We start from the raw sequence: 23457 nt of genomic DNA, 5'->3' as shown, positions 1-23457 counted from the left end.
CAATTCATGATAAAGCTCGACACACTGTTGAGTTCTCAAAAGACACCCGCACACCATCCACCACCACAAAGGGCCATGATCTGGGGCGTGTTCCCACAGTACACCCACCCAACCTAGCTAGATCAGGGGGCCCCTGTGAGGGGCGGTCAGCGAGCCCTGTTGACCGGGGCCTCTAGGGCCTTCGTTCTGTCCGGCGTCTCGCTGACAGGGAGAAAGTTACGCGAGGCCTTGACACGTCGTCAAATCGCCCCCCCCATTTGGGTCTTGACCTGCACAAACGGCCCATCGAACGTCACTCAGCGTGGCACCGGAAGGCCGCCCGCACGACGAACGGTCAGCCGTTTTTGGGCGGTTCCGCACTGTCCACAGTGGTGCGAGATGACCCTTGATCTGCAGTTATGGGTAGGTCTGCAGCAGCACTCGACCCGGCTGGCTCGTCCGAGGCGTTCGGCGCTACCTCTTTCGTGTGACCCCGGCCATAGTCGTTTTCGTCGCTTTCCGCGACGAGTGGCGCCCCTGCCGTCGCCAGACGGCGCAGCATGGCGTTGTAGGCCTCGAGGTCGGCACCGCCGTCGGCATCGGCCCGGCGATCATCGCGCCGGGCCGACCGTTCGTCCTGGCGCGACCACTGGATGAGCAGCGCGATCACCACGAGCAGCAGCGGCACCTCGCCCGCAGCCCAGGCGAGACCGCCACCCAGGTGCTGGTCGACGAGCGGATCCGGCACCCAGGGCAGGGCGAGGCCGCGGTAGTAGTCCCCTCCCAGCGCCGTGTTCGCGCTCATCACCGCCAGGCCGAAGAACGCGTGGAACGGCACGGACGCGAAGACCAAGCCCATCCGCGCAGCGGGCGGCAGGCGGCGAGGCGCGGGATCGACACCGACGATCGGCCAGAAGAAGATCGCTCCGACCAGCAGGAAGTGCAGGTTCATCAGCTTGTGCGCCCAGTGCTCGGGCAGGGCGGCCGGGAACAGTCCGGAGAAGTACAGGACGTAGTAGCTCCCCACGAACAGCGCCAGTGCCACCAGCGGGTGCGTCAGCCAGCGGGCGACCGGCGAATGCACCGCCGCGAGCAACCACTCGCGCGGGCCGGGCGGCCCGGCCCGGCCGGACGGCGGCAGTGCCCGCAGCGCGAGCGTCACCGGGGCGCCCAGCACGAGCAGGATCGGGACGAGCATCCCGAGGATCATGTGCTGACCCATGTGCACGCTGAACATCGCCGGAGCGAAGCGGCCGATCCCCGAGCTGGTGGCCACCAGCAGCGCCGCACAGCCCACGAGCCAGGCCGCCGTGCGGCCTGCGCCCCACGCGTCCCCCCGCCTGCGGAGCCTGTGCACACCCAGCAGGTAGGTCAGGGCCAGCACTATCGCGGCCGTGCCGAAGACCAGGTCGAACCGCCAGTCCAACGCCAGCCGCCCGAACGTCGGTGGTCCGGCGAGGTCGTACCCGATCACCGCCTCGGTGCGGGACGGCACCGCACCGGTGTCCGGCGGAGCGCTCCGTCCGAGTGCCACCGCGAGCCCGATCGTCCCGAGCATCAGCAGCACCTCGACGCCCCCGAGGCGGAGCAGGGCCAGGGTCTCACCCCGGGACGCCGGCCCGACCGACGACCGTCGATGGGCTGCCCCCAGCGCGCCGAGCAGGATCAGTGCGGCCGCCTTCGCGAACACGAGCGCCCCGTACCCGGAGCCGACGAGTGCGTTGAACGGGATCCGGACGAGCGCGTTCACCACCCCGGTGGCGGCGAGTACGAGCCAGCAGACCAGCGCCAGCCGGGAGAACCGCGGCACGGCCGTCGCCAGGGCAGCGGAGCGATCGGGACCGCGCATGGTGGCCACGCCGATCACCGCCACCAGCCCGCCCACCCACAGGGAGGCGGCGAGGACGTGCAGCACCAGGCTGTCGCTCGCGAGGTCGTGCGCGCCGCCTCCCGCCGAGTGCCCGGTCAGCGCGACCGGTAAGGGGCCGAGCAGGGCGATCCCGAACAGCACCGCACTCCAGCCCCAGGTCAGGACCGTGCGGCAGCCGGCGAGCACGACGATCGCGACGAGAGCGGTCAGCGACCAAGCCGATGCGTCGGACAAGCGGGGAACCAGGTCGAGCAGCAGCCCGGGGTCGAGCACGTCGCCGGCCGGGCGGCCGAGCGCGTCGGCCACGCTCAGCGGCACCATCAGGATGGCGCCCGCCGTCCAGCCGGCCGCGGACCACGAGGCCGCGCGCAGCGCCCGGTACCCGGCCACGTCGAGGTAGCCGCCCCGCTGCGGGGCGACGAGGAACGCCGCGAGCAGGAGCGCACCGATCGTCAGGACCATGCAGACCTCGGTGGCCGCCCGGACGGCGGGGAGGCCGACGGTGGTCATCGTCCCCGGGTCGGGGAGCCCCAGCGAGGTCGCCGGCCGAGCGTTGGTGAGGGCCGTCAGGCCTCCCGCCACCAGAACCGCAACTGCCGTCCCGAGCGCAACGACGCCGGCCACGCCGGACGGCGGCTTGGTCTGCGGTGGCGGGGCGGCGGGCTCGACTGTCGCGTGCGCCATGTGCTCAGGCTATGCCCGTTGTGTCTGATCGTGCCCGACGGTCGGGACGCCGGAACCGGTGCTGCCACACTGCGCGCGTGACGGACGGGGCGAGGCTCGTGGACGGCGGCGATGTCACCGAGCGGGTGCTGCGGGCCGCTGAGGGTCCACACGGCAGCAAGCCCGTGCCGTGGGCGGCGGCGCCCCTGCTCACCGCCGAGCGGGTCCTCGACCTGTGCTGCGGCTCCGGCCCGCTGGCCGACGCGCTCCCCACCGGCCGCTGGCTCGGCGTCGACCCGCGTGCGCCCCTCGGGGGGAGGCGGCCCGTGCTGCGCGGCGCTGCCGACGCGATCCCGCTGCGCTCGCGTGCGGTGGACGGTGTCGCGCTGATGCTCGCCCTCCCCCGGCTACCCGACCTGGACCGGCTCTTCGCCGAGGTCCGGCGGGTGCTGCGGCCCAGCGGCACGCTCGTGATCCTGGTTCCGTCGGCGGTGCCGGGGTCGGCCGCTGAGCTGCGGCTCGCGCCGCTGCTCTCCGCCGTGCACCGCTCCGGCTGGCTGCACCGCTCCGCCCTCGACCGGACGGGATGGCTGCTCGCCGCTGCCGACTACGCCGTGCTCAGCGACGACCGGGTGTGCTTCAGCCTCCCGCTCCCCGACGCGGACGCCGCGCACGCCCTGGTGGCGGATCTCCCCCGCGCCGGGCTGTGGCCGCCGGACCTGCCCGACGCCGTCCGGGCGCGCGCTGCGGCGCGGCTGGCGCGCCGGGCCGGACCGGGCCGCACGCTGCCCCTGCCCCTGCGACGGCTCGTGGCGCGCCGCTGACCGGAGCCGGGGTCAGGCGTCGTGGGAGTGGGCGGCGCCCACCACCACCGGGGCGTCGTCGGGTTGTGGGGTCTCGTCCACGAGGTCGGCGACGACGCAGGTGATGTTGTCCGGTCCGCCGCCCTCGTTGGCGAGCTCGATGAGCCGGGCGACCACGTCGACCGGTTCCTCGATCTCCGCGAGGACCTCCTTGAGCTGCGAGTCCGCGAGCACGGCCGTGACCCCGTCCGAACAGACCAGGTACCGGTCGCCGATGAGGCCGTCGACGGGGAACAGGTCCGGTTCGGCCGGGGTGCCCTCCTGCAAGGTGCGGATCAGCCAGGACCGGCGGGGATGGGTGGCCGCCTCCTCCGGGGAGATGCGCCCTTCGTCGAGCAGGCTCTGGACGAGGGTGTGGTCGCGGGTGAGCCGGTGCAGCTCGCCGTCGCGCAGGAGGTAGGCCCGCGAGTCGCCGATGTGTGCCACACCGATCCGCGTGCCGTGCACCAGGAAGGCGACGACGGTGGTGCCGGTGCCCCGCAGTTCGGGGTTGTGTTCGCTCAGTTCGGTGAGCCGGGCGGCCGCATCGGCGATGGCCTCGTCGAGCGCGGCCAGCAGGTCGACCTCGTCGAGGTCCATGCCGCGGAGTCGGGCGTCCAGGTCGAGGAGCGCGGAGACGGCGACCGAGCTGGCCACCTCCCCGTGGGCGTGACCGCCCATTCCGTCCGCCACGGCGAGCAGCCGGGGGCTGATGGCCGCCGAGTCCTGGTTCATCGACCTTCGGCGCCCGACGTCGGAGCCTGCCGCGGAGCGCAGCGTCGGTGACATGGCGCTCACCCTCTCACGCTAGGTACGAGTCGATCCTCGAGCGGCACGCCCGCGTGCGCCGGATGACCTGAACGGCACGTCGCACGCCGTCCACGATCGACGAGTGGCCCGCGGCTGCGGGCCCTCGGTACGCTCAGGAGCTACCGCTCGACTCCGCCGCCGACGCCGAGGCGGCCACGGCCACCGCCACGCTGGTCTGCACCGCCTGTACGGCCTTGCGCACCGCCGGACCGGCCCAGTCGCCCTGCGCGACCTGGTCCGCACGGGCCCTGAGCTGCCGGCGCGGCCCGTCCACCAGCTTGTGCTCGGCCTTGACGGCATGCACCAGGGAGATCAACAGGGCGGTGTGCTGATCGGGCGGGGCACCGTCCCGCAGTACCTCGGCGATCCTCCTGCGGAGCTCGGTGACCGGTCCGGCGTCGGCGGCAGGCCAGGTGGTGACGGGGAAGACACCGAGGATCCGGCCACGGTCGCGCCGCACCAGCCCGCGCTCGACCAGCCGCTGTAGCACCGGTTCCCGGGTCTTGCGCGCCAGCCGTTCCACCGCCTTCTGGGCGCGGAGCGGGTGCCGCCCCTCCAGCCGGGCCAGTGCGGTGTCGAGCAGCGGGTCCCCGGTGGTGGAGGAGTCGGCGACGGTGAGCCGCGCCCTGGCGCCCGTCCCGTCGGCGGTGAGCCGGTCGCGCGTCGACAGGTCGAGCAGCAGTGCGCCGCCGACGGCGCGGTCGAGAGACGTGCTGTCGACGATCGCGCGTCCCGACTCCGGATCCAGCAGGAGGAGGACGAGATCCTCGGTGATGGTCGCCATCGTGCTTCCTTCCGTTCAGGCCGTCAGGGCAGACCGGGCGTCGACCTCACGCACGACGTGCAGCACGCGCGCGTTCACCGCGCCGGCGAACGACCGGGCCCTGCATGATCAACGCGTGGCCTGCGGCGCGCGAGCACGACACCCCGCTACGCTCATCGTGGCGGTCGGGACGACCGCCCCGGCCCTCGTAGCTCAGCTGGATAGAGCAAGAGCCTTCTAATCTCTAGGTCGCAGGTTCGAGTCCTGCCGGGGGCGCCATGTCAGAGCGATGGCCGGGTTCGGCCCGCACACCGGACCGTCCGTGAGAAGTTTTCCCGCACGATGCTTTTCTGGACTTGATCCAGTCAGGTCTTCGTGCTGAAATGCGTGTCGTGCAGAACCACCCGCAGGTCGAGCGTCTCCTGCGCGACGCCTCGCTACGCATCACCGCGCCGCGCAAGGCCGTGCTGTCGGCAGTGCACGACCACCCGCACGCAGACACCGAGACCCTGCTCACGGCGACCCGGGCGAGGCTCGGGTCGGTGTCGCACCAGGCCGTCTACGACGTCCTGCGCGCCCTCACCGACGCGGGCCTGGTCCGCCGCTTCCAGCCGGCGGGTTCGGTCGCGCGTTATGAGGCGCGGGTGGGCGACAACCACCACCACCTCGTGTGCCGCTCCTGCGGCGCGGTGAGCGACGTCGACTGCGCCATCGGTGAGACCCCGTGTCTGACCGCATCCAGCGACTCCGGCTTCACCATCGACGAGGCCGAGGTCGTGTACTGGGGCCTCTGCCCCGCCTGCCAGTCCCCACCGCCGGGCCGCTGAGCGCGGCCGCCACAAATCAGACGCACCCCACCAGGCCGGCCGACCTCCAGGGCCGGCGTTCCCCTGAGGAAGGACTGACGTGCCCACCGATAGCGAGAACCCGGCCACGGCCGACCCGAAGCCCCGCGACTCGTCCGCGAGCCCGCAGGGCACCGACGACACCGCGAGCAGGAGCGAGAGCGAGAACCCGGCCCTCGCCGGTCCCAGCTTCCACCCGGAGACCCGGCCGCGGAGCAACCGCGACTGGTGGCCCAACCAGGTCGACCTGGGCATCCTCAACAGGACCGCCCCGGACTCCGACCCGCTCGGCGAGGACTTCGACTACAAGAAGGCCGTCTCCCAGCTGGACTTCGAGGCCGTCAAGGCCGACATCGTCCAGGTCATGCGCACCTCGCAGGACTGGTGGCCCGCCGACTGGGGTCACTACGGCCCGCTGTTCATCCGCATGTCCTGGCACGCCGCCGGTACCTACCGCCAGGTCGACGGCCGCGGCGGTGGCGGCTCCGGCGCCCAGCGCTTCGCACCGCTCAACAGCTGGCCGGACAACGGCAACCTCGACAAGGCCCGCCGCCTGCTGCTGCCGGTGAAGCAGAAGTACGGCCGCAGCCTGTCCTGGGCCGACCTGCTGGTGCTCGCCGGCAACGTGGCCCACGAGGACATGGGCTTCGAGACCTTCGGCTTCGCCTTCGGCCGCGAGGACACCTGGCAGCCGGAGGAGGTCTTCTGGGGTCCGGAGGACACCTGGCTCGGGGACGAGCGGTACAGCAGCGACGCCCCGCTCGAGCTCGAGGGCGCCCTCGGCGCCGTCACCATGGGCCTCATCTACGTCAACCCGGAGGGCGCGAAGGGCGAGGCCGACCCGGTCGCGACGGCCCACGACATCCGCGTCACCTTCGGCCGGATGGCGATGAACGACGAGGAGACCGTCGCCCTCATCGCCGGTGGCCACACCTTCGGCAAGGCGCACGGCGCCGGGAACCCGGACCTCGTCGGCCCGGAGCCGGAAGGCTGCCCGGTGTTCTCCGGCGGACTCGGCTGGAAGAACCAGTACGGCACCGGCAAGGGCGCGGACACCATCACCAGCGGCCTCGAGGGCGCCTGGACCCCGACCCCCACGACGTGGGACAACAGCTTCTGGGACACGCTGTTCGGCTTCGAGTGGGAGCTCACCCGCAGCCCCGCGGGCGCCAAGCAGTGGAAGCCCAAGGAGGCCGAGGGCCAGGAGCTCGTGCCCGACGCGCACGTCGCGGGCAAGAAGAACCCGCCGATGATGGCGACGAGTGACCTGTCGCTGCTCGCCGACCCGGAGTACCGCAGGATCTCCGAGCGGTTCCGGGACAACCCCGAGGAGTTCGCCGAGGCCTACCGCCGGGCCTGGTTCAAGCTGCTGCACCGCGACATGGGCCCGGTCTCGCGCTACCTCGGCCCGTGGGTGCCGCAGGAGGAGCTGCTCTGGCAGGACCCGGTCCCGCCGGTCTCCCACGAGCTGCTCTCGGAGTCCGACGCGGCCGAGCTCAAGAAGCAGATCCTCGCCTCCGGCCTGTCGGTCTCCCAGCTGGTGCACACCGCCTGGTCGGCCGCCGCGTCCTACCGCGGCACGGACAAGCGGGGCGGCGCGAACGGCGGCCGGCTGCGCCTCGAGCCGCAGGCGAGCTGGGCGGTCAACGCCGGCACGCAGGAGGTCATCGCCAAGCTGGAGGAGGTCCGGGCCGCCTTCGGCAAGCCCGTCTCGATCGCGGACACGATCGTGCTGGCCGGCGCCGCCGGCGTCGAGAAGGCCGCCGCGGACGCGGGCGTGGACGTCACCGTCCCGGTCGCCCTCGGCCGCACCGACGCCTCCCAGGAGCAGACGGACGTCGAGACGTTCCAGTACCTGGAGCCGCGCGCCGACGGGTTCCGCAACTGGATCGCCCCGGACGTGAAGCTGGACCCGGAGACGCTGCTGATCGACCGCGCCTACATGCTCGAGCTCACCGCCAAGGAGCTGACCCTCCTGGTCGGTGGCCTGCGGGTGCTGGGCGCGAACACCGACGGCGCACAGCACGGCGTCTTCACCGACCGGCCGGGAGTCCTGTCGCAGGACTTCTTCCGCAACCTGCTCGACCTCAGCGTCGACTGGAGCACCTCGGCCGACCAGGAGGGCGTCTACGAGGCCCGCGACGCCCAGGGCAACGTGGTGCGCACCGCCACCGCGGTCGACCTGGTCTTCGGCTCGAACTCGATCCTGCGCGGCATCGTCGAGGTGTACTCCGCCGACGACGCCAAGGAGAAGTTCGTCCGTGACTTCGTCAAGGCCTGGGACAAGGTCATGAACCTGGACCGGTACGACCTGCGGTAGTCGCTCCGTCCGACAACGCCCCGGTCCGCCGCACCCGCGGTGGACCGGGGCGTCGGTCGTACGAAGGCAGTTCGCGTCCGGCAGGACGCGGGTACCACGCGTATGGAGGTCGAGACATGACGAACGCCGATCTCGAGACCCGCTACCGCGCGTACCTCGAGGCTCTCAACGGGCGACGCCTCGATGACCTCGTCCACTACGTGCAGGACGAGCTGTCGTACAACGGCGAGACGATGACGCGCCGGCAGTACCGGGACATGATCGCCGCCGACATCACCGCGGTCCCCGACCTCTACTTCGACGCACGGATCGTCGTCGTCAACGGCGACGAGGTGGCCTGCCGCCTCGTCTTCGACTGCACGCCGGAGCACGAGTTCCTCGGCTTCCCACCGAACGGCAGGCGGGTCCACTTCGCGGAGCACGTCTTCTACCGGTTCCGTGACGGTCGCATCGCGGCGGTATCGTCCCTGATCGACCGCGCGGCCATCGTGGCCCAACTCCGCTCCGACACAGCACGCTGACCTGGAAACGTACGCCGGCAACCGGGCCGGTCCGGAGGAGAGCCGATGCGGGTCGCCTGTGCAGGCGTGGTGCGAGCGACATGCTCGGCACTGGTCATCGCGTCGGTGGCAACGCTCCCGATCGGGTGCTCGACGGCTCCGCCGGCAGCGAGTGAACCGCCCGTCCGCCCACCGGTGACGACGACCTCCGCACCGGTCGACGGGTGTCCGGACGTCACCACGCCGACCGCAACACAGGGGCAGACGCGCGCGGTCATCATCGACTACGTGGACTTCATCCGCCTCGACGGCCGCGAGTACCTGGCCGGCTTCACACCCACTCCCCCGGTCAGCCGCGCCGATCTGGGCGAGGTGGTCGCCGAGTCGCGATGTTCGCTGAGTGCCTTCAACGAGCGCACCCGTACGGACCCGGGGTCGCCGAGGGACGGCGACACCGGCTTCCTGCCTCCCGGCACGGACATCCACGCCGTTCACGGCTGGGACCCGGCCTGTCGCGTCGCCGCGGAACGGGACGGCAGGCTGTACGTCTATCTCGCTCAGGAAACGGGCGCGGACCACGCTCGGCCTGCCGCGTGCGCGGTGGGTTGAGTCGGACTTCCATCTGCACCGATTCTCGCCACACTCGTGGGCTTCGACGCCGCAGCGAACCTGGCCGAAGAGCCAAGGATCCTGTCGCGGCGTTCCGCGCGCCATCGTGGATCGGTAGGTCTGAGTCCCGGCCCGGTCGTGCGCGGGGCATAGGCTCCCCGGGTGAGCGCCCAACGGTCATCCCGGGGCCACGTCATCGTGGTGGCGCTGCTGGGCGTCGCCGCGGTGGCGCACGGCGGCCTCGCGCTGACCACGGGGTCAGCCGTCGTCGCCGGCCTCTCCGGACTGCTCGCCGTCGCAGCGATCGCGCTCGTGCTGGTCGGCCTGCTCGTCGGGGCGGCCCGGTTCGGCGGGGACCGTGAGGACCACTGGCTGCTCGCCTGCGCGGTCACGGGTGCGGTGGGGGTCGCGAGCGCGCTCGTCGTGACGTGGCTGTCGGTGTCCGGCCCCGGCGCGGGCGGCGGGTTCGACCCGTGGAGCCTCGGTGTGCTGCTGATCGACGCGCTCGCCGTGCGCGTTGCGGTCTTCACGCTCCGGCGGTCCCCGAGCGGGACGCCGCAGCGCCGCTCCTGACGGCCTGCTGGTTCACCCGCATCGCCCCGATCGACGTGGACGGACGATGACCCGCCCCGGGCGTGCGAACGCCGGATACCGGTGACGAACACGGACCGGGACCGCCCGCGTCCGGACGGGTAGAGAGCGTCACCCCCGCGGTGGGTTCGGTCCGCCGTCACTACAACGCGCGCTCGCCGGGACGCACGATGAGTTCCCACGCTGAGCGCTCCGTCCGGCAGCCCGGACCCTCCCTCCCACCGAACGGAGACGACCGTGCGAGTTGCCCGCCTCCTGACCGTCGCCGCGGCCGTGTTCGCCGCGGCAGCGGCCACGATGGTCCCGCTACCGGCGATGGCCGCCGCCGCGCAGGACCCGGGAGCCGGGGACACCACGTCGCAGCTGACGGGGGACCTCGCCGCCCACGATCCCTCGCTGGTGGCCGGTGGGCCGGGCGAGAACTGGTACGTGTTCTCCACCGGCGACCCGGCCGTGCGGGGCGGGACACTCCAGATCCGCACGTCCGCCAACGGGCGCGACTGGGTCTTCGCCGGAACCATCTGGGACGCGATTCCGGCGTGGCTCACCGAGGCCGTACCCGGCGTGAACAACCTGTGGGCGCCAGAGGTCTACCGGAAGCGCGGGATCTACTACCTCTACTACGTGGCGTCCACCTTCGGCTCCAACAGATCGGTGATCGCGCTGGCCACCAACACCACGCTCGACCCGGCGAACCCGAACTACAGGTGGGTGGATCGTGGACCGGTCGTCCGGTCGGTGCCCGAGGACGACTTCAACGCGATCGACCCGGGAATCGTGGAGGACGACTGGGGAACGCCGTGGATGGCGTTCGGGTCGTACTGGAGCGGGATCCGCATGGTGCCGTTGCAGTGGCCGTCCGGTCTCCCGGTCCCCGCCACGGGCGAACCGCTGCGGTTGGCGGACCGGCAGGAGCCGCCCAACGCCATCGAGGCGCCGTACGTGGTGCGTCACGGCGGCTGGTACTACCTGTTCGTCTCCTTCGACACCTGCTGCCGCGGCGTGGAGAGCAACTACCGGGTCGTCGTAGGTCGCTCCCGTCAGGTGACCGGCCCGTACGTCGACCGCGACGGACGCAGGCTGCTCGAAGGCGGCGGCACCCCCGTCGTCTCGACGGTGGGTGACCGCGTCGGACCCGGCGGCCAGTCGGCGTCCGGCGGGATACTCGCCTTCCACTACTACGACGCGGCGGACGGCGGGCGCCCGCGGCTGGCCCTGCAGGGGATCTACTGGACCGCCGACGGCTGGCCAACGCTCAGCGCCACGGACTGACCACCGCGCCACTCGCACCGGCGCCGCAAGGCCGGCCGGCCGGGGAGGGAGGCGACTGACTCGTCCTGCCGGCCAGCAGACGCAGCGCCTGCTCGGAGGACGAGCCGGGCTCGGCCGTGTTGAGGCCGAGGATCAGCTCGGGATCGCCGCTCGGGGTGAGGGCCTCGAAGTTCAGGGTGAGCTCACCGACCACGGGGTGGCGGAAGCGTTTCGTGCCATGCGTGTGGAAGTGGACGTCGTGGTCGGCCCACCACCGGCGGAAGTCCTCGTCGAGGAGGGCGAGCTCGCCGATCAGCTCGGTGAGCCGGCGGTCGTGCGGGTGGCGGCCGGCGTGGAGGTGCAGCGTGGCGACGATGTCGCGGGCGGCCTGATCCCAGTCGACGTACAGCTCGCGGGCACCCTCGTCGAGGAAGATGTAGCGGGCCAGGTTGCGCTCCCGGTACGGGAGCGCGTCGAAGTCGGTGTACACGGCGCGGGCCAGGCGGTTGGTCCCCAGAATGTCCAGGCGGTGGCTGAGGATCATGGCCGGGCTGTCGGCCAGCGTCTCCAGCACCAGGTGCAGGCCCGGACGCACCCGCCGCACCGGTATCGGCCGCCGCTGGTGGCGGGTGGGCCGCGCCACCGCGAAGAGGTGGTCGCGCTCCGTGTCGTTGAGACGCAGGGCGCGGGCGAGTGCGGCGAGCACGGCCTCGGAGACGTTCACGGTCCGGCCGCGCTCCAGGCGGACGTAGTAGTCCACGCTCACACCGGCGAGCTGGGCCACCTCCTCGCGGCGCAGGCCCGGCACCCGACGGGCACCCGCCTGCGGTGGCAGGCCGGCCTCCTGCGGCGTGAGCCGGGCCCGGCGCGACCGCAGGAACTCCCGCAGCTCCGTGTTGCGCCCGGCGTCGACGAAGTTCCCACTCATGATGGCCAGGCTAGAACCGGGGCGAGAGCGACACGCGCCGTCAGGGGGTCTGGTGGACCCCCGGTGAGAGCAGCCCTCCCTCGTGGTCCTGGTCCGGTGGCCGACCGTGGTTGGCTCGGCAGGACAACCACCCGCGAGGGGATCATCAGATGGAGATCATGAGATCCAGCGATGTCGACGTCGAGCTGACCATCAACGGGCACAAGCGCGAGCTGCGGCTGGACAGCTCGGTGACCCTGCTCGACGCGCTGCGTGAGCACCTCGACATGACCGGCACGAAGAAGGGCTGCGACCAGGGGGCCTGCGGCGCGTGCACCGTCCTGCTCGACGGCAGGCGCGTGGTGTCGTGCCTGGTACTGGCAGCGCAGTGCGGCGGCCGGGAGGTGACGACGATCGAGGGCCTGGCGCCGGATGGGGCCCTGCATCCCGTGCAGCAGGCGTTCGTCCGGCACGACGGGCTGCAGTGCGGGTTCTGTACCGCGGGCCAGATCGTGTCGGCCGTTGCGCTGCTGGACGAAGGACGCACGGGCTCCGACGAGGAGATCCGCGAGTTCATGAGCGGCAACCTGTGTCGCTGCGGTGCGTACCCGAACATCCTCGCGGCGATCCGCGAGGTCGCCGGGACGGGAGGTGAGTGATGCCGACGTTCGACTACGTGCGTCCCGATGACGTAGCCGGCGCGGTGGCCCTGGTCAGCGGCGACCCGCGGGCCTCCTATCTGGCGGGCGGCACGACCCACCTCGACCTGCTCCTCAAGGACCGGGTGATCGAGACCGACCGGGTGGTCGACATCGGCCGCCTGCCCCTGCGCGGGGTCAGCAGCGACGACGGTGTGCTCCACGCGGGGCGCTGACGACCATGGAGGAACTGGCCGCCGACCCCGTGGTGATCGAGCGGCTGCCGGTCGTGCGCGAGGCACTGCTGCTGAGCGCCTCGACGCAGCTGCGCAACATGGCGACGATCGGCGGGAACATCCTGCAGCGCACGCGCTGCCGTTACTTCCGCGACGCGACCGTGGCAGCCTGCAACAAGCGCGCCCCGGGATCGGGATGCGCGGCGGTCACAGGTCCTGCGCGGATGCACGCGATCCTGGGTGCCGACGAGCACTGCATCGCCGTGCACGCGTCGGACCTGTGTGTGTCCCTCGTCGCGCTCGACGCCGACGTGCACATCCAAGGCACTGGGGGGCGGCGCACCGTTCCGCTGACCGGGTTCCACGTCCGGCCCGGCGACCGCCCCGACATCGAGAACGTCCTCGGGCACGGCGAGATCATCACCGAGGTCGACGTGCCGCTGCTGCCCGTAGGCACGCGGTCGGGCTACCTGAAGGTGCGCGACCGGGCCTCCTACGAGTTCGCCCTCACCTCGGCCGCCGCCGCACTCAGGGTGGAGGACGGCGTCGTCGCGGAGGCCCGCCTCGCGCTCGGCGGCGTCGGGACGGTGCCATGGCGCGCCCGGGAGGCCGAGGAGATCCTCACCGGGGCGCCCGTGGACGACGAGACCTTCCGGGCCGCGGCCGAGGCCGCGGTCCGCGACCCGTTCACCGTTCCCGGCACGGAGTTCAAGGTCGAGCTCGCCAAGCGCACCGTCGTCCGGATCCTGCAGACCGTCTCGGGGGTGCGGTCATGACCGCTGTCACCGGTTCCCAGCTCGTCGGCGACCCCGTCGACCGGGTCGACGGGCCACTCAAGGTGAGAGGCGCGGCCCCCTATCCGTCCGACGTCCGCTATCCGGGGATGGCCTACGCCGCGCTGGTGCAGTCCACGATCGCCGCCGGCACCATCAGCAGCATCGACACCGCGGAGGCGGAGGCGGCGCCCGGGGTGCTGGCCGTGCTGACCCACGAGAACATCCCCGACCTCGCGGAGGCGCCGCTGACCGCGCTCGGCTCCCCACCGCGGTTCCCGCTCCAGGACGACCGCATCGTGCACCACGGCCAGCACGTGGCCCTTGTCGTCGCGGGGACCTCCGGGCAGGCAGCCGCGGCCGCCCGGCTCATCCGGATCGGCTACCAGGAGACGCCTGCGATCCTGGACATCGCCGATCCCGACGCACCGGTTGTGACCAACCCCTGGGGGCTCGAATCGGAGCGCGGGGACGTCGCAGCTGGGCTGGCCTCCGCCGACGTGGTCTGCGACGAGACGTTCACCATCGCAGCGGAGACCAACAACCCGCTCGGGTTGTTCGCCACTGTTGCCCGCTGGGACGGCGACCGGCTGGTGGTGCACGACTCGACCCAGTGGCCGATGATGGAGCGCCGGACGCTCGCCGACGTGTTCGGGATCCCGGAGGACGACGTACGGGTGCTCGTTCCGTACCTGGGTGGCGCGTTCGGGGCCGGCCTGCGCACCTGGCCGCACACGATCCTGACCGCGCTCGCGGCGCGGATCGTGAACCGCCCGGTCAAGCTGGTGCTCACCAGGCCGCAGATGTTCACCTCCGTCGGCCATCGGCCGGAGACCGTGCAGCGCGTGCGGCTCGGCGCCACCCGGGAGGGCCGTCTGGTGGCGCTCGATCACGAAGGCACCTCGACCATCGGCACCGAGGAGGCCAACCTCGAGCCCATCACCATGGGCACACCCAGCCTGTACGCCTGTCCGAACGTCGCGACGCACGACCGGCAGGTGCGGCTCAACATCCCGAACCCGGGGCCGATGCGGGCGCCCGGCACGGCACAGGGCAACTTCGCGATCGAGTCGGCACTCGACGAGCTGTCCTACGCCGTGGGTGTCGATCCGATCGAGCTGCGACTGCGCAACCACGCCGAGGTGCAGCCGGGCTCGGGGTTGCCCTGGTCGAGCAACGCCCTTCGCGAGTGCTACCTCGTCGGGGCCGATCGGTTCGGCTGGGCGGAGCGCAGTGCCGAGCCCCGCTCGATGCGCGACGGCACCGAGCTGGTCGGCTACGGGATGGCGGGTGCCGCCTACCACTGGTACCAGACGCCGTGCCGGGTCCGGATCTCGATCGGCCGTGACGGCACCGCCCACGTGCGCAGCGCTGCCACCGACCTCGGAACCGGCACCTACACGGTCACCACGCAGCTCGCGGCCGAGCTGCTCGGCCTCGACGTCGGCCGGGTGCGCGTCGAGATCGGGGACAGCGACCTGCCGCCGGCACCGCAGTCCGGCGGTTCCGGCCTGATGATCTCGCTGGGCAACGCCGTCCACGACGCAGCGGCCACCATGCTGCAGGCCTTCATCGACGCCGTCGCCGGCGACGAGGCCTCGCCACTGCGGGGCAGGCGACCGAACGAGGTCGCGGTGCACGAGGGTCGCATCCACCTGGTGGCGGACCCGTCGGCCGGGGAGACCTACGCCGAGATCCTGGCCCGCCACGGACTCGACGAGATCACCGTGGACGGCGAGGTGCAGCCGCAGCCGCCGGCCGGCATGGCGCCGGCCGGGGCGTTCGCTGCGCACTTCGTGGAGGTCCGGGTCGATGAGGACCTCGGGCTGCTGCGCATCGCCCGGGTCGTGTCGGCCGTCGACGGAGGCCGCATCCTCAACGAGAAGACCGCCCGGAGCCAGATCACCGGAGCCACGGTGATGGGCATCGGCATGGCGATGCTCGAGGAGACCGTGTTCGATCCGTCGGGCCGCATCGCCAACGCGACGTTCGGCGACTACCTGATCCCCGTCAACGCCGACGTCCCCACCCTCGATGCCGTGTTCGTCGGCGAGCCGGACAAGTCCACTCCCATCGGGATCAAGGGCCTCGGCGAGGTCGGGATCGTCGGCGTGCCCGCCGCCATCGCCAACGCGGTGCACCACGCCACCGGGCGACGCATCCGGTCTCTACCGATCACGATGGACCGGCTCCTGTAGCAGCCATTGCCGCGGCGGGGCGCTGCCGGGTTCGGTACCGGCGGCGCGCCGTCGTCCCCTCGAATCAGGACAGGGGTCGTTCCTGTCGGACCGGTTGCGTACGGTGTGTCACTGATCGACCGGATCTCAACACCCCGGTCGTCTACAAGGGCGTAAGCGGGAGGGGGCTCCGTCGCGTGTCCGAAACCGGCGACGGCTCCCCACCCGGCGGCCCCCTGCCGCGCCCGACCGCACCATGGCGGGCGGTGGGGTTCGTCCTCGCGGTGCTCGGCATCGTCCTCGTGGCGATCACGCCCAACCCTCCCGAGACAGCCCAGCACTGGATCCAGATCGTCGCCGGTGCGTCCCTCACCGCCTTCCTCACCACCTACGCGGGCTGGCACGAGGTGGCGCGGCTCCGGTTGCAGGGTCGCCCGACCTTGCTCCTGCGCTGGCTGCAGCGCAGGAGGGTGGCCGTCGGGGTGGCCGTCGGGCTCGCCGTGGCGCTCGCGCTCGGTGTCCCGCCGGCCTGGGACCTCGCCCGCGGCGTCTCGATGGGCATCGCCGGCTGCGCACCGGTCACGCAGCTCCGCATGGTCGCCGATCCGGAGACCGTCACCACCGCCCGCGGGCTCGCCGACTCCTACGAGCAGTGGACGGCCACCGACAACCACCACTGCCCCACCGTCGACGTCTACGTCTACTCCGGAGCCGGCGACGAGATCCGCGAGCGGGTCGCGAAGGGGACGGGATGGCTGGACGAGTCCACCGCGCTGCGCGACATCGGGCCGCAGCCCGACGTCTGGCTGGCCGCCACCAGCCATGAGCTCGCCGACCTGCCACAGCCGACCGCCCAGGGCTCGGCGATCGCCGAGGTCACGCCCGTCGCCGTGTCGCCCGTGGTCCTCGCTGTTCCCGACGCCGTGGCGGCCCGGGAGAAGTACGAGCACAGCCGGTGGGCCGACCTGTACCGCAGGCTCACCGACGAGGACGTCGACGTCGTCCGTGCCGACCCCGACTCCACCCAGCTCGGCCTCCTCGCCACGGCGCTGCTGTACGGCGTGCCCGGTCAGGACGGCGCGGCGAGCCCACAGCAGCTCCCTCCGGCCGAGGTCGAGCACCGCATCGCGGCGGCCCTCGACAGGGGCGGGTTCCCGCTCACCGACACCCCCGGGCTCCTGTGCCGCCATCGGACACTCGGGGCGCAGGCCGCCGTCATCGCATCCGAGCAGCAGATCGTGCGGTTCAACCTGGGCGAGCCGCTCGGCAGCTCGTGCCTGTCCGGCACCGACCGGCCGGGGCGGCTCACGGCGCTGTACCCGACGGACACCCGGGCCCTCGACCACCAGTTCGTGCGCCTCGCGTGGAGCGACCCGCCGCAGGAGCAGGCCGCCGCCCGGTTCGGCGCGTGGCTGCGCAGCGATCCCGGCCGGGAAGCGATCGTGGGCACCGGGTTGCGCCCGGTCGGCCCGTACACCGTCGGGCCCACGCTCACCACGGTCGGCATCGACCCGGGCGCCGTGCCGGCCACGGAGCCGATCCCTCCGGGTCAGTGGGGCAGGACGGCTGCGGCGCACGACGTCGCCCAGCGCCGCGGCCGCGTGCTCTTCGCCCTGGACACCTCCGGGTCGATGGCCACGGAGGCCCCGGAGGGGAGACGAGCGGACTTCGCCGTGGCCGCCGTACTGGCCGCGCTGGGCGGCATGGGCCCCGGCGACGAGTTCGGCCTCTGGTTCTTCCCCGACGCACCGGGCACCGGCCACGTGGAGGCGGTGCCGCTGGGGTCGTCCGGGCCGGACCGGCTGGCCGCCGCCCGCCAGGCGCTCGCCGGCGTGCGGCCCGCGGGGAACACCCCGCTCTTCCGCACCATGACCGACGGTGCCGCAGCCCTCGGTCCCGCGGATCCGGGCCGCGTGGACGCGGTCGTGGTCCTGACCGACGGCGAGGACACCAGCAGCGGCCTCACCGCCGATGCCGTCAGCGCGTCGCTCGCAGGCAGCGGGGTCCGGCTCGTCGTCGTCACCATCGGCGAGATCCGCTGCTCCGACCCGGGTCTCGTCGCGATCACCACGGCGACGGCCGGGGAGTGCCGCGACGCCGACCTGTCGAACCTCAGCACGGTGCTGCGCACGGCCATCGCCGGGCTGTGGGGTGGCCGCTGATGGCTCGCTCACCCCAGTGGCACCCGCTCGCCTGGTCGTCCGCCGGCGTCGTCGTCGGCATCGTCGCCGTACTTCTCACCACGACGATCACGGGGCTCGTCTCCAACCCGGATGATCTCGAGGACGGTCCGATCGTCGTCCTCTCCGGGCGCGACGACAGCATCGACGGTCAACGCCAGAAGCTGATCAGCCAGTGGAACCAGCTCCATCCGCGGAGCCCCGCCCGCATCGTCGAGGCGTCCCCGATCGCCGATGCCACGCGCAGCGAGATGCTGGCGCGGGCGCAGTCCGGGCGGGGCGAGGTCGATGTGTTCAACCTCGACGTCACCTGGACCGCCGAGTTCGCCGACGCCGGCTACATCCGCAGCCTCGACGAGTCGCGGGTCTCCACGAGCGGTTTCCTCGCCGGGCCACTGGCCACCTGCCGCTACGGCGGCAAGCTGTGGGCACTGCCCTTCAACACCGACGTGGGGCTGCTGTACTACCGGTCCGACCTCCTCGACGCGCCGCCGCGCACGTGGGACGAGCTCGAGGACAAGGTCCAGGAGATGCGGGCGCGCAGTGGTAACGACGTCGACGGCTACGCCGGTCAGCTGGCCGACTACGAAGGCCTCACCGTCACCGCGCTCGAGGCCATCCGGGGCGCCGGGGGGTCGGTCGTCGACGAGGACGGGAACCTCGTCGTGGAGAACCAGCGGGCCGCGATCGCGGCGGGCATCGAACGCCTGCGGGTGATCGCTCCTGCCGGGATCCCCGAGCTCGACGAGACGAGCAGCGTCCGGCTCTTCCAGTCGGGCCGGGCGTTGTTCATGCGCAACTGGCCCGTGACCGTCCGGTCACTCCCCCAGGGGCTGGAGGGCACACCGGCGGTGGCGTTCGGCGTCGCTCCGCTGCCCGGTGGCGCAGGTGTGCTCGGGGGGCAGAACCTCGCCGTGTCCGCCGACTCCACCCGGCCCCGTGCCGCGCAGGCTCTGATCGAGTTCCTCACCGGTGAGCGCAGCCAGCAGATCCTGTTCGAGCGTGGCGGACTGCCCGCCACCCGCCAGGTCGTCTACTTCGACCAGGCCGTCCGCGACCGCTACCCGTACATCGCCACGCTGGAGGAGGCGATCAGCAGTGCCGAACTGCGACCCGCCCAACCCCACTACGCGCGGTTCAGCGACGTGTTCCGCGCCGCCGTCAACGGTTACCTGCGCCACGACGCCCCGCTTCCCGACGATCTCCAGGACCAGTTGGTGGACGCGCTGAAAGGCTGGCTGGCACCCGCCGACGACGGCTAGCTCCTGTCCCGGTCAGGAGGCGGCTCGGGCGGTGGACCGCATGTGCTCCTGTGCCCAGGCGTCGAAGCTGGTGAGCGGGATGCCGAGGTCCCTCGCGTACTGGGGGCGGCCCGGCTGGCCTACCACGTTCAGCCACTCGTGCGTGGCGCCCATCGCCGGCATCCCGGCGGCGAGGGCCTCCTCCTCGGTCATGTCCGGCGCGGCGAGGGGCGTGCCCGTGGCGCGGGTGAGGATCTCGGCGATCTCCGTCATCGAGAGGTAGTCGCTCGCCAGTTCGAGCTCGACCCCGTGGAACCGCTCCGGCGCGGCGAAGGCCGCGGCCGCCGCCCTCCCGATGTCGTCGACGGCGACCAGAGACAGCCGGGTCTCGGGGCGCAGGACGCTCACCAGGCCGCCCTCGATGCCGCGCGGGAACAGGAACGCCATGGACGGGAGGAAGTTCTCCATGAAGAAGCCCGGCTTGAGCAGCGTCCAGCGGGGGAAGCCGGCTGCGCGGACCCGGTCCTGGATCGCGCTCTTGGCACCCAGGGTGGGTTCCATCGACGCCCAACGGCCGTCGGCCCACCCGGGAGCTTCCGTGTGCTGTCCGGCGCCGGTGACGGACGTGTGCACGAACTGCGGCACCCCGGCGGCCCTCGCTCCCTCGACGAGGTTGACGCCCTGGGCGACCTCCCCCGCGAAGTCGAAGCCCGCTGCGCTCATGGCGGGCATCTGCACGGAGAAGACGGCCCGGGCGCCCTCGGCGGCCCGGATCACGGAGTCGCGGTCGTGCAGGTCGCCGGTGACCAGTTCGGCGCCGAGCGCCTCGACGGCCTCGGCCCGGCCGGTGGTCCGGTCGCGCACCAGGGCGCGGACCGGAACGCCTGCCGCCAGCAGGGCACGGGCGGTGGCACCGCCCTGCCTGCCGGTGGCGCCGGTGACGAGGACGGGTGCGGAACCTGTGGACATGGCGCTCCTCGAATGCTCGGCCATTTAAACGGCGGGGCCCGCCGTTTCAGCTCCGGTACGATATGGCGGGGCCCGCCACTTACGCAAGCTCGGAGATGACGCATGCCCGACCGCCAGCGCGCCGACGCCCGGCGCAACTACGCGCGCATCCTCTCCGTGGCCGAGGAGGAGGTCGCCGCCCACGGCGCAGGTGCCTCGCTGGAACAGGTCGCCCGCACCGCGGGAGTCGGTTCGGCGACCGTCCGCCGGCACTTCCCCACCCGCCGCGCGCTGCTGGAGGCGGTCTCCCGGGAACGGATCGAGGCCCTGCGCGTCCGCGCCCACGAGCTGACCGGCGCGGGCGACAGCCGCGACGCGCTCCTGGAATGGCTGGGGGACGTCGTCGCGTACTGCGTCTCCGCCCGCGGGCTGGCGGCCGCGCTGGCCTACGACGGCACCGCGGCCGACCCGGTGCACGAGAACGCCTGCTCGGCCGCGCTGGAAGAGGCGGCGGGCCCGCTGCTGCGCCGCGCCGTGCAGGACGGCGCGGTGGCGACCGGCGTCACCGTCACGGACCTGATCACCCTGGCCGTCGGCATCGTCCTGGCCACGGAGCACCACCCCGACCCCGGCGGCCGGGCGGACCGGCTGTTCCGGCTGGCCGTGGCCGGCCTCAGCCCACAGCGCTGACCAGGAGCTCAGATCGGCCGTCGTGGCGGACCGGGACGCGCATGAGGTCCTGCGCCACCACGATCTCCCCGTCGAACTCCGCGGCGGCCTCCGCGTGGAACCGCGCCGGGTCCGGGTAGCGCTGGGAGAAGTGGGTGAGCACGAGCCGGCGCACCCCGCCCGCGGCGGCCACCGCTCCGGCGTGGCGCGCCGTGAGATGACCGTACGAGGCGGCGAGCGCGGCGTCCTCGTCGAGGAAGGTCGACTCGATCACGAGCATGTCCACCCCGTCGGCGAGCGCGTACACCGCGTCGCACAGGCGGGTGTCCATCACGAACGCGAAACGCTGTCCACACCGGGGGACGCTGACCTCCTCCAGCCCGACGGTGCGCCCGTCCACCTCGAGGAATCCGGCGCGCTGGAGGCGGCCCACGTCCTGACCTGCGATGCCGTACCGGGCCAGCCGGTCGGGCAGGAACCGTCGCCCGTTCGGCTCGACGAGCCGGTAGCCGAACGCCTCCACCCCGTGGTCCAGCCGGCGTGCCTCCAACGTCCAGTTCGCGGTGACCGCCACCGTGCCGTCCCGCTCGATCGGCTCCTCCCGCAGGTCGGCGACGTCTCGGAAGACGCTGGCGTGGCGCAGCCGCTCGAAGTAGGGCCGCCCGGACGCCGGGAAGTGCGCGTGCACCGGATGCGCCACGCGGTCCAGCGAGAGCCGTTGCACGACACCCGGCACGCCGAGGCAGTGGTCGCCGTGGAAGTGGGTGACACACAGCCGGCTGATGGCACTGCTCGCCACGCCGGCGAGCAGCAGTTGCCGCTGGGTGCCCTCGCCGGGGTCGAACAGGAACCCGTCGCCGTCCCAGCGCAGCAGATAGCCGTTGTGGTTGCGGTGCCGCGTCGGCGCCTGGCTCGCGGTGCCCAGCACGACGAGTTCGCGGCCCGTCACCCGGAGCACGCTACCCGTACCGCCGAGTTCACACCGGCGAACAGTCCGGCCACCCATCCGGGAGGCGCGGTGCCCGCGCCCGGGCAGCGACGGCGCTCTAGCCTCCGATTCGGCGTGCACCGCAGGCGCAACCGCGACCAGCGGTGCTCACGTCGCCGCCGGGCGGACCGGGAGCGCACCAGGTGAACGTCGAGCAGGTCATCGCCAGGGTCATGCCGGCACTCGCGGCACTGACCCTGGTCGTCGTGCCGGTCACCGTCCCGACGACCGGGTGTGCCGGGCCACCGGCCCTCCCGCCCGCCGGCTGGTTCACGAACCCGACCACGACTCCGCCGCCCGCACCCGTGGTCGTACCCCCGGTCGTACTCCCCGCGATACCTCTCGTCGTGCTCCCCGCCGTACCTCTCGTCGTGCTCCCCGCTCCGGCACCGGCCCCGCAGGCGCCCGCATACCCGGTGCGCGGCCGGTATCCGGGCGAGGTGCTCGACCTGTCGAACTGGTACCTGACCCTCCCCACCGGAGAGGAACGCGATCCGGACGACATCTACCAGCCGAGGCTCACCACCTACCTGGGATCGCACTTCTACCCGAACAGCACCGGGGACGGGGTGGTCTTCAGGGCCAACGCGGGCGGGGTGACCACGTCGGGCAGCAGCTATCCGCGCTCCGAACTGCGGGAGATGACCGGGGACCGGAAGGCCGGCTGGTCCAACCGCAGCGGCACCCACACCCTCTGCGTCCGGCAGGCCGTCACCCGCCTGCCCCAGGTGAGACCGCACCTCGTGGCGGCCCAGATCCACGACGCCCATGACGACGTGATGCTGGTGCGCCTGGAGGGTGAGCGGTTGCTCGTCGAGTACCAGGACGGGGACCGCGAGGTGGTGATCGACCCGGCCTACCGCCTGGGCACCCCGTACGACCTCCGGATCGTGGCGGCCGGGAGCCGCGTGCAGGTCTACTACAACGGTCGACTCAGAGCCGAGATCCCGGAGAGCGGGTCCGGCTGGTACTTCAAGGCCGGCAGCTACCTGCAGTCCAACCCGGACAAGGGCGACGACCCCGATGCCGTTGGCGAGGTGGTCATCTACTCCCTGCAGGTCACGCACACCTGATGAACGGACCGGAGCCCGGGACCGATCCACCTGCGGGCAGCCACGGACGAGTGACCGATCGGGGAACCGTCGCCGGAATGCGGTGACGGAAAGAAGCCGCGCCGCCCGGTCAGGGGTGTCCGCTCACTAAATCGTGTGCACTTGATTGTGGTCAGAATCGCACCGATTGCCACTATCGGCGGGATTGACAGTCGGCCGGAACTGTGGCGGCGGCCCGGATGGACGGCCACGAACCAGCCCGCGAGCTGGCAATTCATGGCGATTTAACTCCGCCGCGATCATCACTGCCGTGACCCATCGTCACAACTGCCGTGGGTAACCGGCGATTTACCGTCTGCGATACTCGGCCCGGCCCGTCGGACCGGATTTACCGTGCAATTGGAAGGGCGCACATCAGATGCAGGCGTCGCGGATCTTCATCGTCGGTTCAGGTGTGGTCGGGGTGGCGACAGGAAGAGGTTTCCTGGCCGCCGGTCACGACGTGACCTTCATCGACACGGACACCTCTCGGTTGGATGAGCTGAGGTCGGTCTACGGGTTGGATGCGCGTGCGGAGTTGGATCTCCGTGACGAGCTGGACTCGT

At 72.1% G+C, this 23457-nt stretch carries 21 protein-coding genes, 1 tRNA gene and 1 pseudogene; 17 read left to right on the top strand and 6 right to left on the bottom strand.

Features of this window, described 5'->3' with window-relative positions; all coding sequences use genetic code 11:
* Positions 1-334 precede the first annotated feature (334 nt).
* Positions 335-2533, bottom strand: a complete 2199-nt coding sequence (locus HF577_RS28160) for a cytochrome c oxidase assembly protein (RefSeq protein WP_169398998.1) — start codon at positions 2531-2533, stop codon at positions 335-337.
* Between the two features lie 77 nt (positions 2534-2610).
* On the opposite strand from HF577_RS28160, the gene HF577_RS28155 reads away from it, so the two are divergent.
* Entirely contained in the window at positions 2611-3336 is a 726-nt protein-coding gene (locus tag HF577_RS28155; RefSeq protein WP_169398997.1) for a class I SAM-dependent methyltransferase, read from the top strand.
* Between the two features lie 12 nt (positions 3337-3348).
* Here HF577_RS28155 and HF577_RS28150 read toward each other — a convergent pair whose 3' ends face one another.
* Together HF577_RS28150 and HF577_RS28145 are read right to left on the bottom strand one after the other, a co-directional pair.
* On the bottom strand, positions 3349-4143 hold the full coding sequence (locus HF577_RS28150) for a PP2C family protein-serine/threonine phosphatase (protein WP_169399000.1): 795 nt from the start codon (positions 4141-4143) through the stop codon (positions 3349-3351).
* A 133-nt stretch (positions 4144-4276) separates the two neighbouring features.
* A complete protein-coding gene (locus tag HF577_RS28145; RefSeq protein WP_169398996.1) occupies positions 4277-4948 on the bottom strand; it encodes a GOLPH3/VPS74 family protein in 672 nt (223 codons plus the stop codon).
* A 181-nt stretch (positions 4949-5129) separates the two neighbouring features.
* On the opposite strand from HF577_RS28145, the gene HF577_RS28140 reads away from it, so the two are divergent.
* The 7 genes from HF577_RS28140 to HF577_RS28110 all read left to right on the top strand — a co-directional run bounded on the left by HF577_RS28140 (position 5130) and on the right by HF577_RS28110 (position 11064).
* Positions 5130-5206, top strand: a tRNA-Arg gene (locus HF577_RS28140).
* A 104-nt stretch (positions 5207-5310) separates the two neighbouring features.
* A complete protein-coding gene (locus tag HF577_RS28135; protein WP_169398995.1) occupies positions 5311-5754 on the top strand; it encodes a Fur family transcriptional regulator in 444 nt (147 codons plus the stop codon).
* Between the two features lie 79 nt (positions 5755-5833).
* A complete protein-coding gene (katG, locus tag HF577_RS28130) occupies positions 5834-8092 on the top strand; it encodes a catalase/peroxidase HPI (RefSeq protein ID WP_169398994.1) in 2259 nt (752 codons plus the stop codon).
* Between the two features lie 116 nt (positions 8093-8208).
* Positions 8209-8613 (top strand): ester cyclase, encoded by a 405-nt coding sequence (locus tag HF577_RS28125; protein WP_169398993.1) that lies wholly within the window; start codon positions 8209-8211, stop codon positions 8611-8613.
* 267 nt (positions 8614-8880) lie between these two features.
* Complete coding sequence (locus HF577_RS28120) at positions 8881-9201, top strand: hypothetical protein (protein WP_169398992.1); 321 nt, start codon at positions 8881-8883, stop codon at positions 9199-9201.
* Between the two features lie 162 nt (positions 9202-9363).
* Positions 9364-9774 carry a hypothetical protein gene (locus HF577_RS28115; protein ID WP_169398991.1) on the top strand — a complete coding sequence of 137 codons (411 nt, stop codon included), beginning with the start codon at positions 9364-9366 and terminating at the stop codon, positions 9772-9774.
* A 255-nt stretch (positions 9775-10029) separates the two neighbouring features.
* Positions 10030-11064 (top strand): arabinan endo-1,5-alpha-L-arabinosidase, encoded by a 1035-nt coding sequence (locus HF577_RS28110; protein WP_211174950.1) that lies wholly within the window; start codon positions 10030-10032, stop codon positions 11062-11064.
* On the opposite strand, the gene HF577_RS28105 is transcribed toward HF577_RS28110, so the two are convergent.
* A complete protein-coding gene (locus tag HF577_RS28105) occupies positions 11048-11971 on the bottom strand; it encodes a helix-turn-helix transcriptional regulator (RefSeq protein WP_169398990.1) in 924 nt (307 codons plus the stop codon). The genes HF577_RS28110 and HF577_RS28105 overlap by 17 nt on opposite strands.
* A 158-nt stretch (positions 11972-12129) precedes the next feature.
* Here HF577_RS28105 and HF577_RS28100 point away from each other — a divergent pair, with 158 nt between their 5' ends.
* The 6 genes and pseudogenes from HF577_RS28100 to HF577_RS28080 all read left to right on the top strand — a co-directional run bounded on the left by HF577_RS28100 (position 12130) and on the right by HF577_RS28080 (position 19216).
* Positions 12130-12609, top strand: a complete 480-nt coding sequence (locus HF577_RS28100) for a (2Fe-2S)-binding protein (protein ID WP_211174949.1) — start codon at positions 12130-12132, stop codon at positions 12607-12609.
* A pseudogene (locus tag HF577_RS40345) lies at positions 12609-13207 on the top strand (FAD binding domain-containing protein); the annotation flags it as partial. The gene HF577_RS28100 and the pseudogene HF577_RS40345, both read left to right, overlap by 1 nt.
* Positions 13208-13258: 51 nt before the next feature.
* Positions 13259-13600 carry an FAD binding domain-containing protein gene (locus tag HF577_RS40340; RefSeq protein WP_456154033.1) on the top strand — a complete coding sequence of 114 codons (342 nt, stop codon included), beginning with the start codon at positions 13259-13261 and terminating at the stop codon, positions 13598-13600.
* The gene (locus tag HF577_RS28090; protein ID WP_169398988.1) at positions 13597-15795 is read left to right on the top strand and encodes a xanthine dehydrogenase family protein molybdopterin-binding subunit; all 2199 of its coding nucleotides are present in this window, start codon (positions 13597-13599) and stop codon (positions 15793-15795) included. The genes HF577_RS40340 and HF577_RS28090 overlap by 4 nt, the downstream gene beginning before the upstream one ends.
* A 245-nt stretch (positions 15796-16040) precedes the next feature.
* Complete coding sequence (locus HF577_RS28085) at positions 16041-17936, top strand: vWA domain-containing protein (RefSeq protein ID WP_169398987.1); 1896 nt, start codon at positions 16041-16043, stop codon at positions 17934-17936.
* Complete coding sequence (locus tag HF577_RS28080) at positions 17936-19216, top strand: ABC transporter substrate-binding protein (RefSeq protein WP_169398986.1); 1281 nt, start codon at positions 17936-17938, stop codon at positions 19214-19216. The genes HF577_RS28085 and HF577_RS28080 overlap by 1 nt, the downstream gene beginning before the upstream one ends.
* A 12-nt stretch (positions 19217-19228) precedes the next feature.
* Here HF577_RS28080 and HF577_RS28075 read toward each other — a convergent pair whose 3' ends face one another.
* The gene (locus tag HF577_RS28075) at positions 19229-20164 is read right to left on the bottom strand and encodes an NmrA family NAD(P)-binding protein (protein ID WP_169398985.1); all 936 of its coding nucleotides are present in this window, start codon (positions 20162-20164) and stop codon (positions 19229-19231) included.
* 102 nt (positions 20165-20266) lie between these two features.
* Here HF577_RS28075 and HF577_RS28070 point away from each other — a divergent pair, with 102 nt between their 5' ends.
* Positions 20267-20833, top strand: a complete 567-nt coding sequence (locus HF577_RS28070; RefSeq protein WP_169398984.1) for a TetR/AcrR family transcriptional regulator — start codon at positions 20267-20269, stop codon at positions 20831-20833.
* Here the strand turns inward: HF577_RS28070 and HF577_RS28065 are convergent.
* Entirely contained in the window at positions 20817-21761 is a 945-nt protein-coding gene (locus HF577_RS28065; RefSeq protein WP_169398983.1) for a ribonuclease Z, read from the bottom strand. The two genes, HF577_RS28070 and HF577_RS28065, sit on opposite strands and share 17 nt — an antisense overlap.
* 182 nt (positions 21762-21943) lie before the next feature.
* On the opposite strand from HF577_RS28065, the gene HF577_RS28060 reads away from it, so the two are divergent.
* A complete protein-coding gene (locus HF577_RS28060) occupies positions 21944-22873 on the top strand; it encodes a polysaccharide lyase family 7 protein (protein ID WP_169398982.1) in 930 nt (309 codons plus the stop codon).
* 397 nt (positions 22874-23270) lie between these two features.
* The coding region (locus HF577_RS28055; protein WP_407692242.1) for a 2-dehydropantoate 2-reductase N-terminal domain-containing protein at positions 23271-23457 on the top strand (187 nt) is incomplete at its 3' end.

Origin of the sequence: Pseudonocardia xinjiangensis (assembly GCF_012911925.1) — a bacterium.
GTDB classification, from domain to species: Bacteria; Actinomycetota; Actinomycetes; order Mycobacteriales; family Pseudonocardiaceae; genus Pseudonocardia; species Pseudonocardia xinjiangensis.
The sequence above is the reverse complement of the archived record's forward strand: the minus strand, read 5'-3'. Positions and strand labels throughout refer to the sequence as shown.

What these genes read in the sequence shown, in the direction of transcription:
- HF577_RS28160 (WP_169398998.1), bottom strand. Translation starts at nt 2,533, where the DNA reads ATGGCGCACGCGACAGTCGAGCCCGCCGCCCCGCCACCGCAGACCAAG.
- HF577_RS28150 (WP_169399000.1), bottom strand. Translation starts at nt 4,143, where the DNA reads ATGTCACCGACGCTGCGCTCCGCGGCAGGCTCCGACGTCGGGCGCCGA.
- HF577_RS28145 (WP_169398996.1), bottom strand. Translation starts at nt 4,948, where the DNA reads ATGGCGACCATCACCGAGGATCTCGTCCTCCTCCTGCTGGATCCGGAG.
- HF577_RS28135 (WP_169398995.1), top strand. Translation starts at nt 5,311, where the DNA reads ATGCGTGTCGTGCAGAACCACCCGCAGGTCGAGCGTCTCCTGCGCGAC.
- HF577_RS28125 (WP_169398993.1), top strand. Translation starts at nt 8,209, where the DNA reads ATGACGAACGCCGATCTCGAGACCCGCTACCGCGCGTACCTCGAGGCT.
- HF577_RS28105 (WP_169398990.1), bottom strand. Translation starts at nt 11,971, where the DNA reads ATGAGTGGGAACTTCGTCGACGCCGGGCGCAACACGGAGCTGCGGGAG.
- HF577_RS28100 (WP_211174949.1), top strand. Translation starts at nt 12,130, where the DNA reads ATGAGATCCAGCGATGTCGACGTCGAGCTGACCATCAACGGGCACAAG.
- HF577_RS28090 (WP_169398988.1), top strand. Translation starts at nt 13,597, where the DNA reads ATGACCGCTGTCACCGGTTCCCAGCTCGTCGGCGACCCCGTCGACCGG.
- HF577_RS28080 (WP_169398986.1), top strand. Translation starts at nt 17,936, where the DNA reads ATGGCTCGCTCACCCCAGTGGCACCCGCTCGCCTGGTCGTCCGCCGGC.
- HF577_RS28075 (WP_169398985.1), bottom strand. Translation starts at nt 20,164, where the DNA reads ATGTCCACAGGTTCCGCACCCGTCCTCGTCACCGGCGCCACCGGCAGG.
- HF577_RS28070 (WP_169398984.1), top strand. Translation starts at nt 20,267, where the DNA reads ATGCCCGACCGCCAGCGCGCCGACGCCCGGCGCAACTACGCGCGCATC.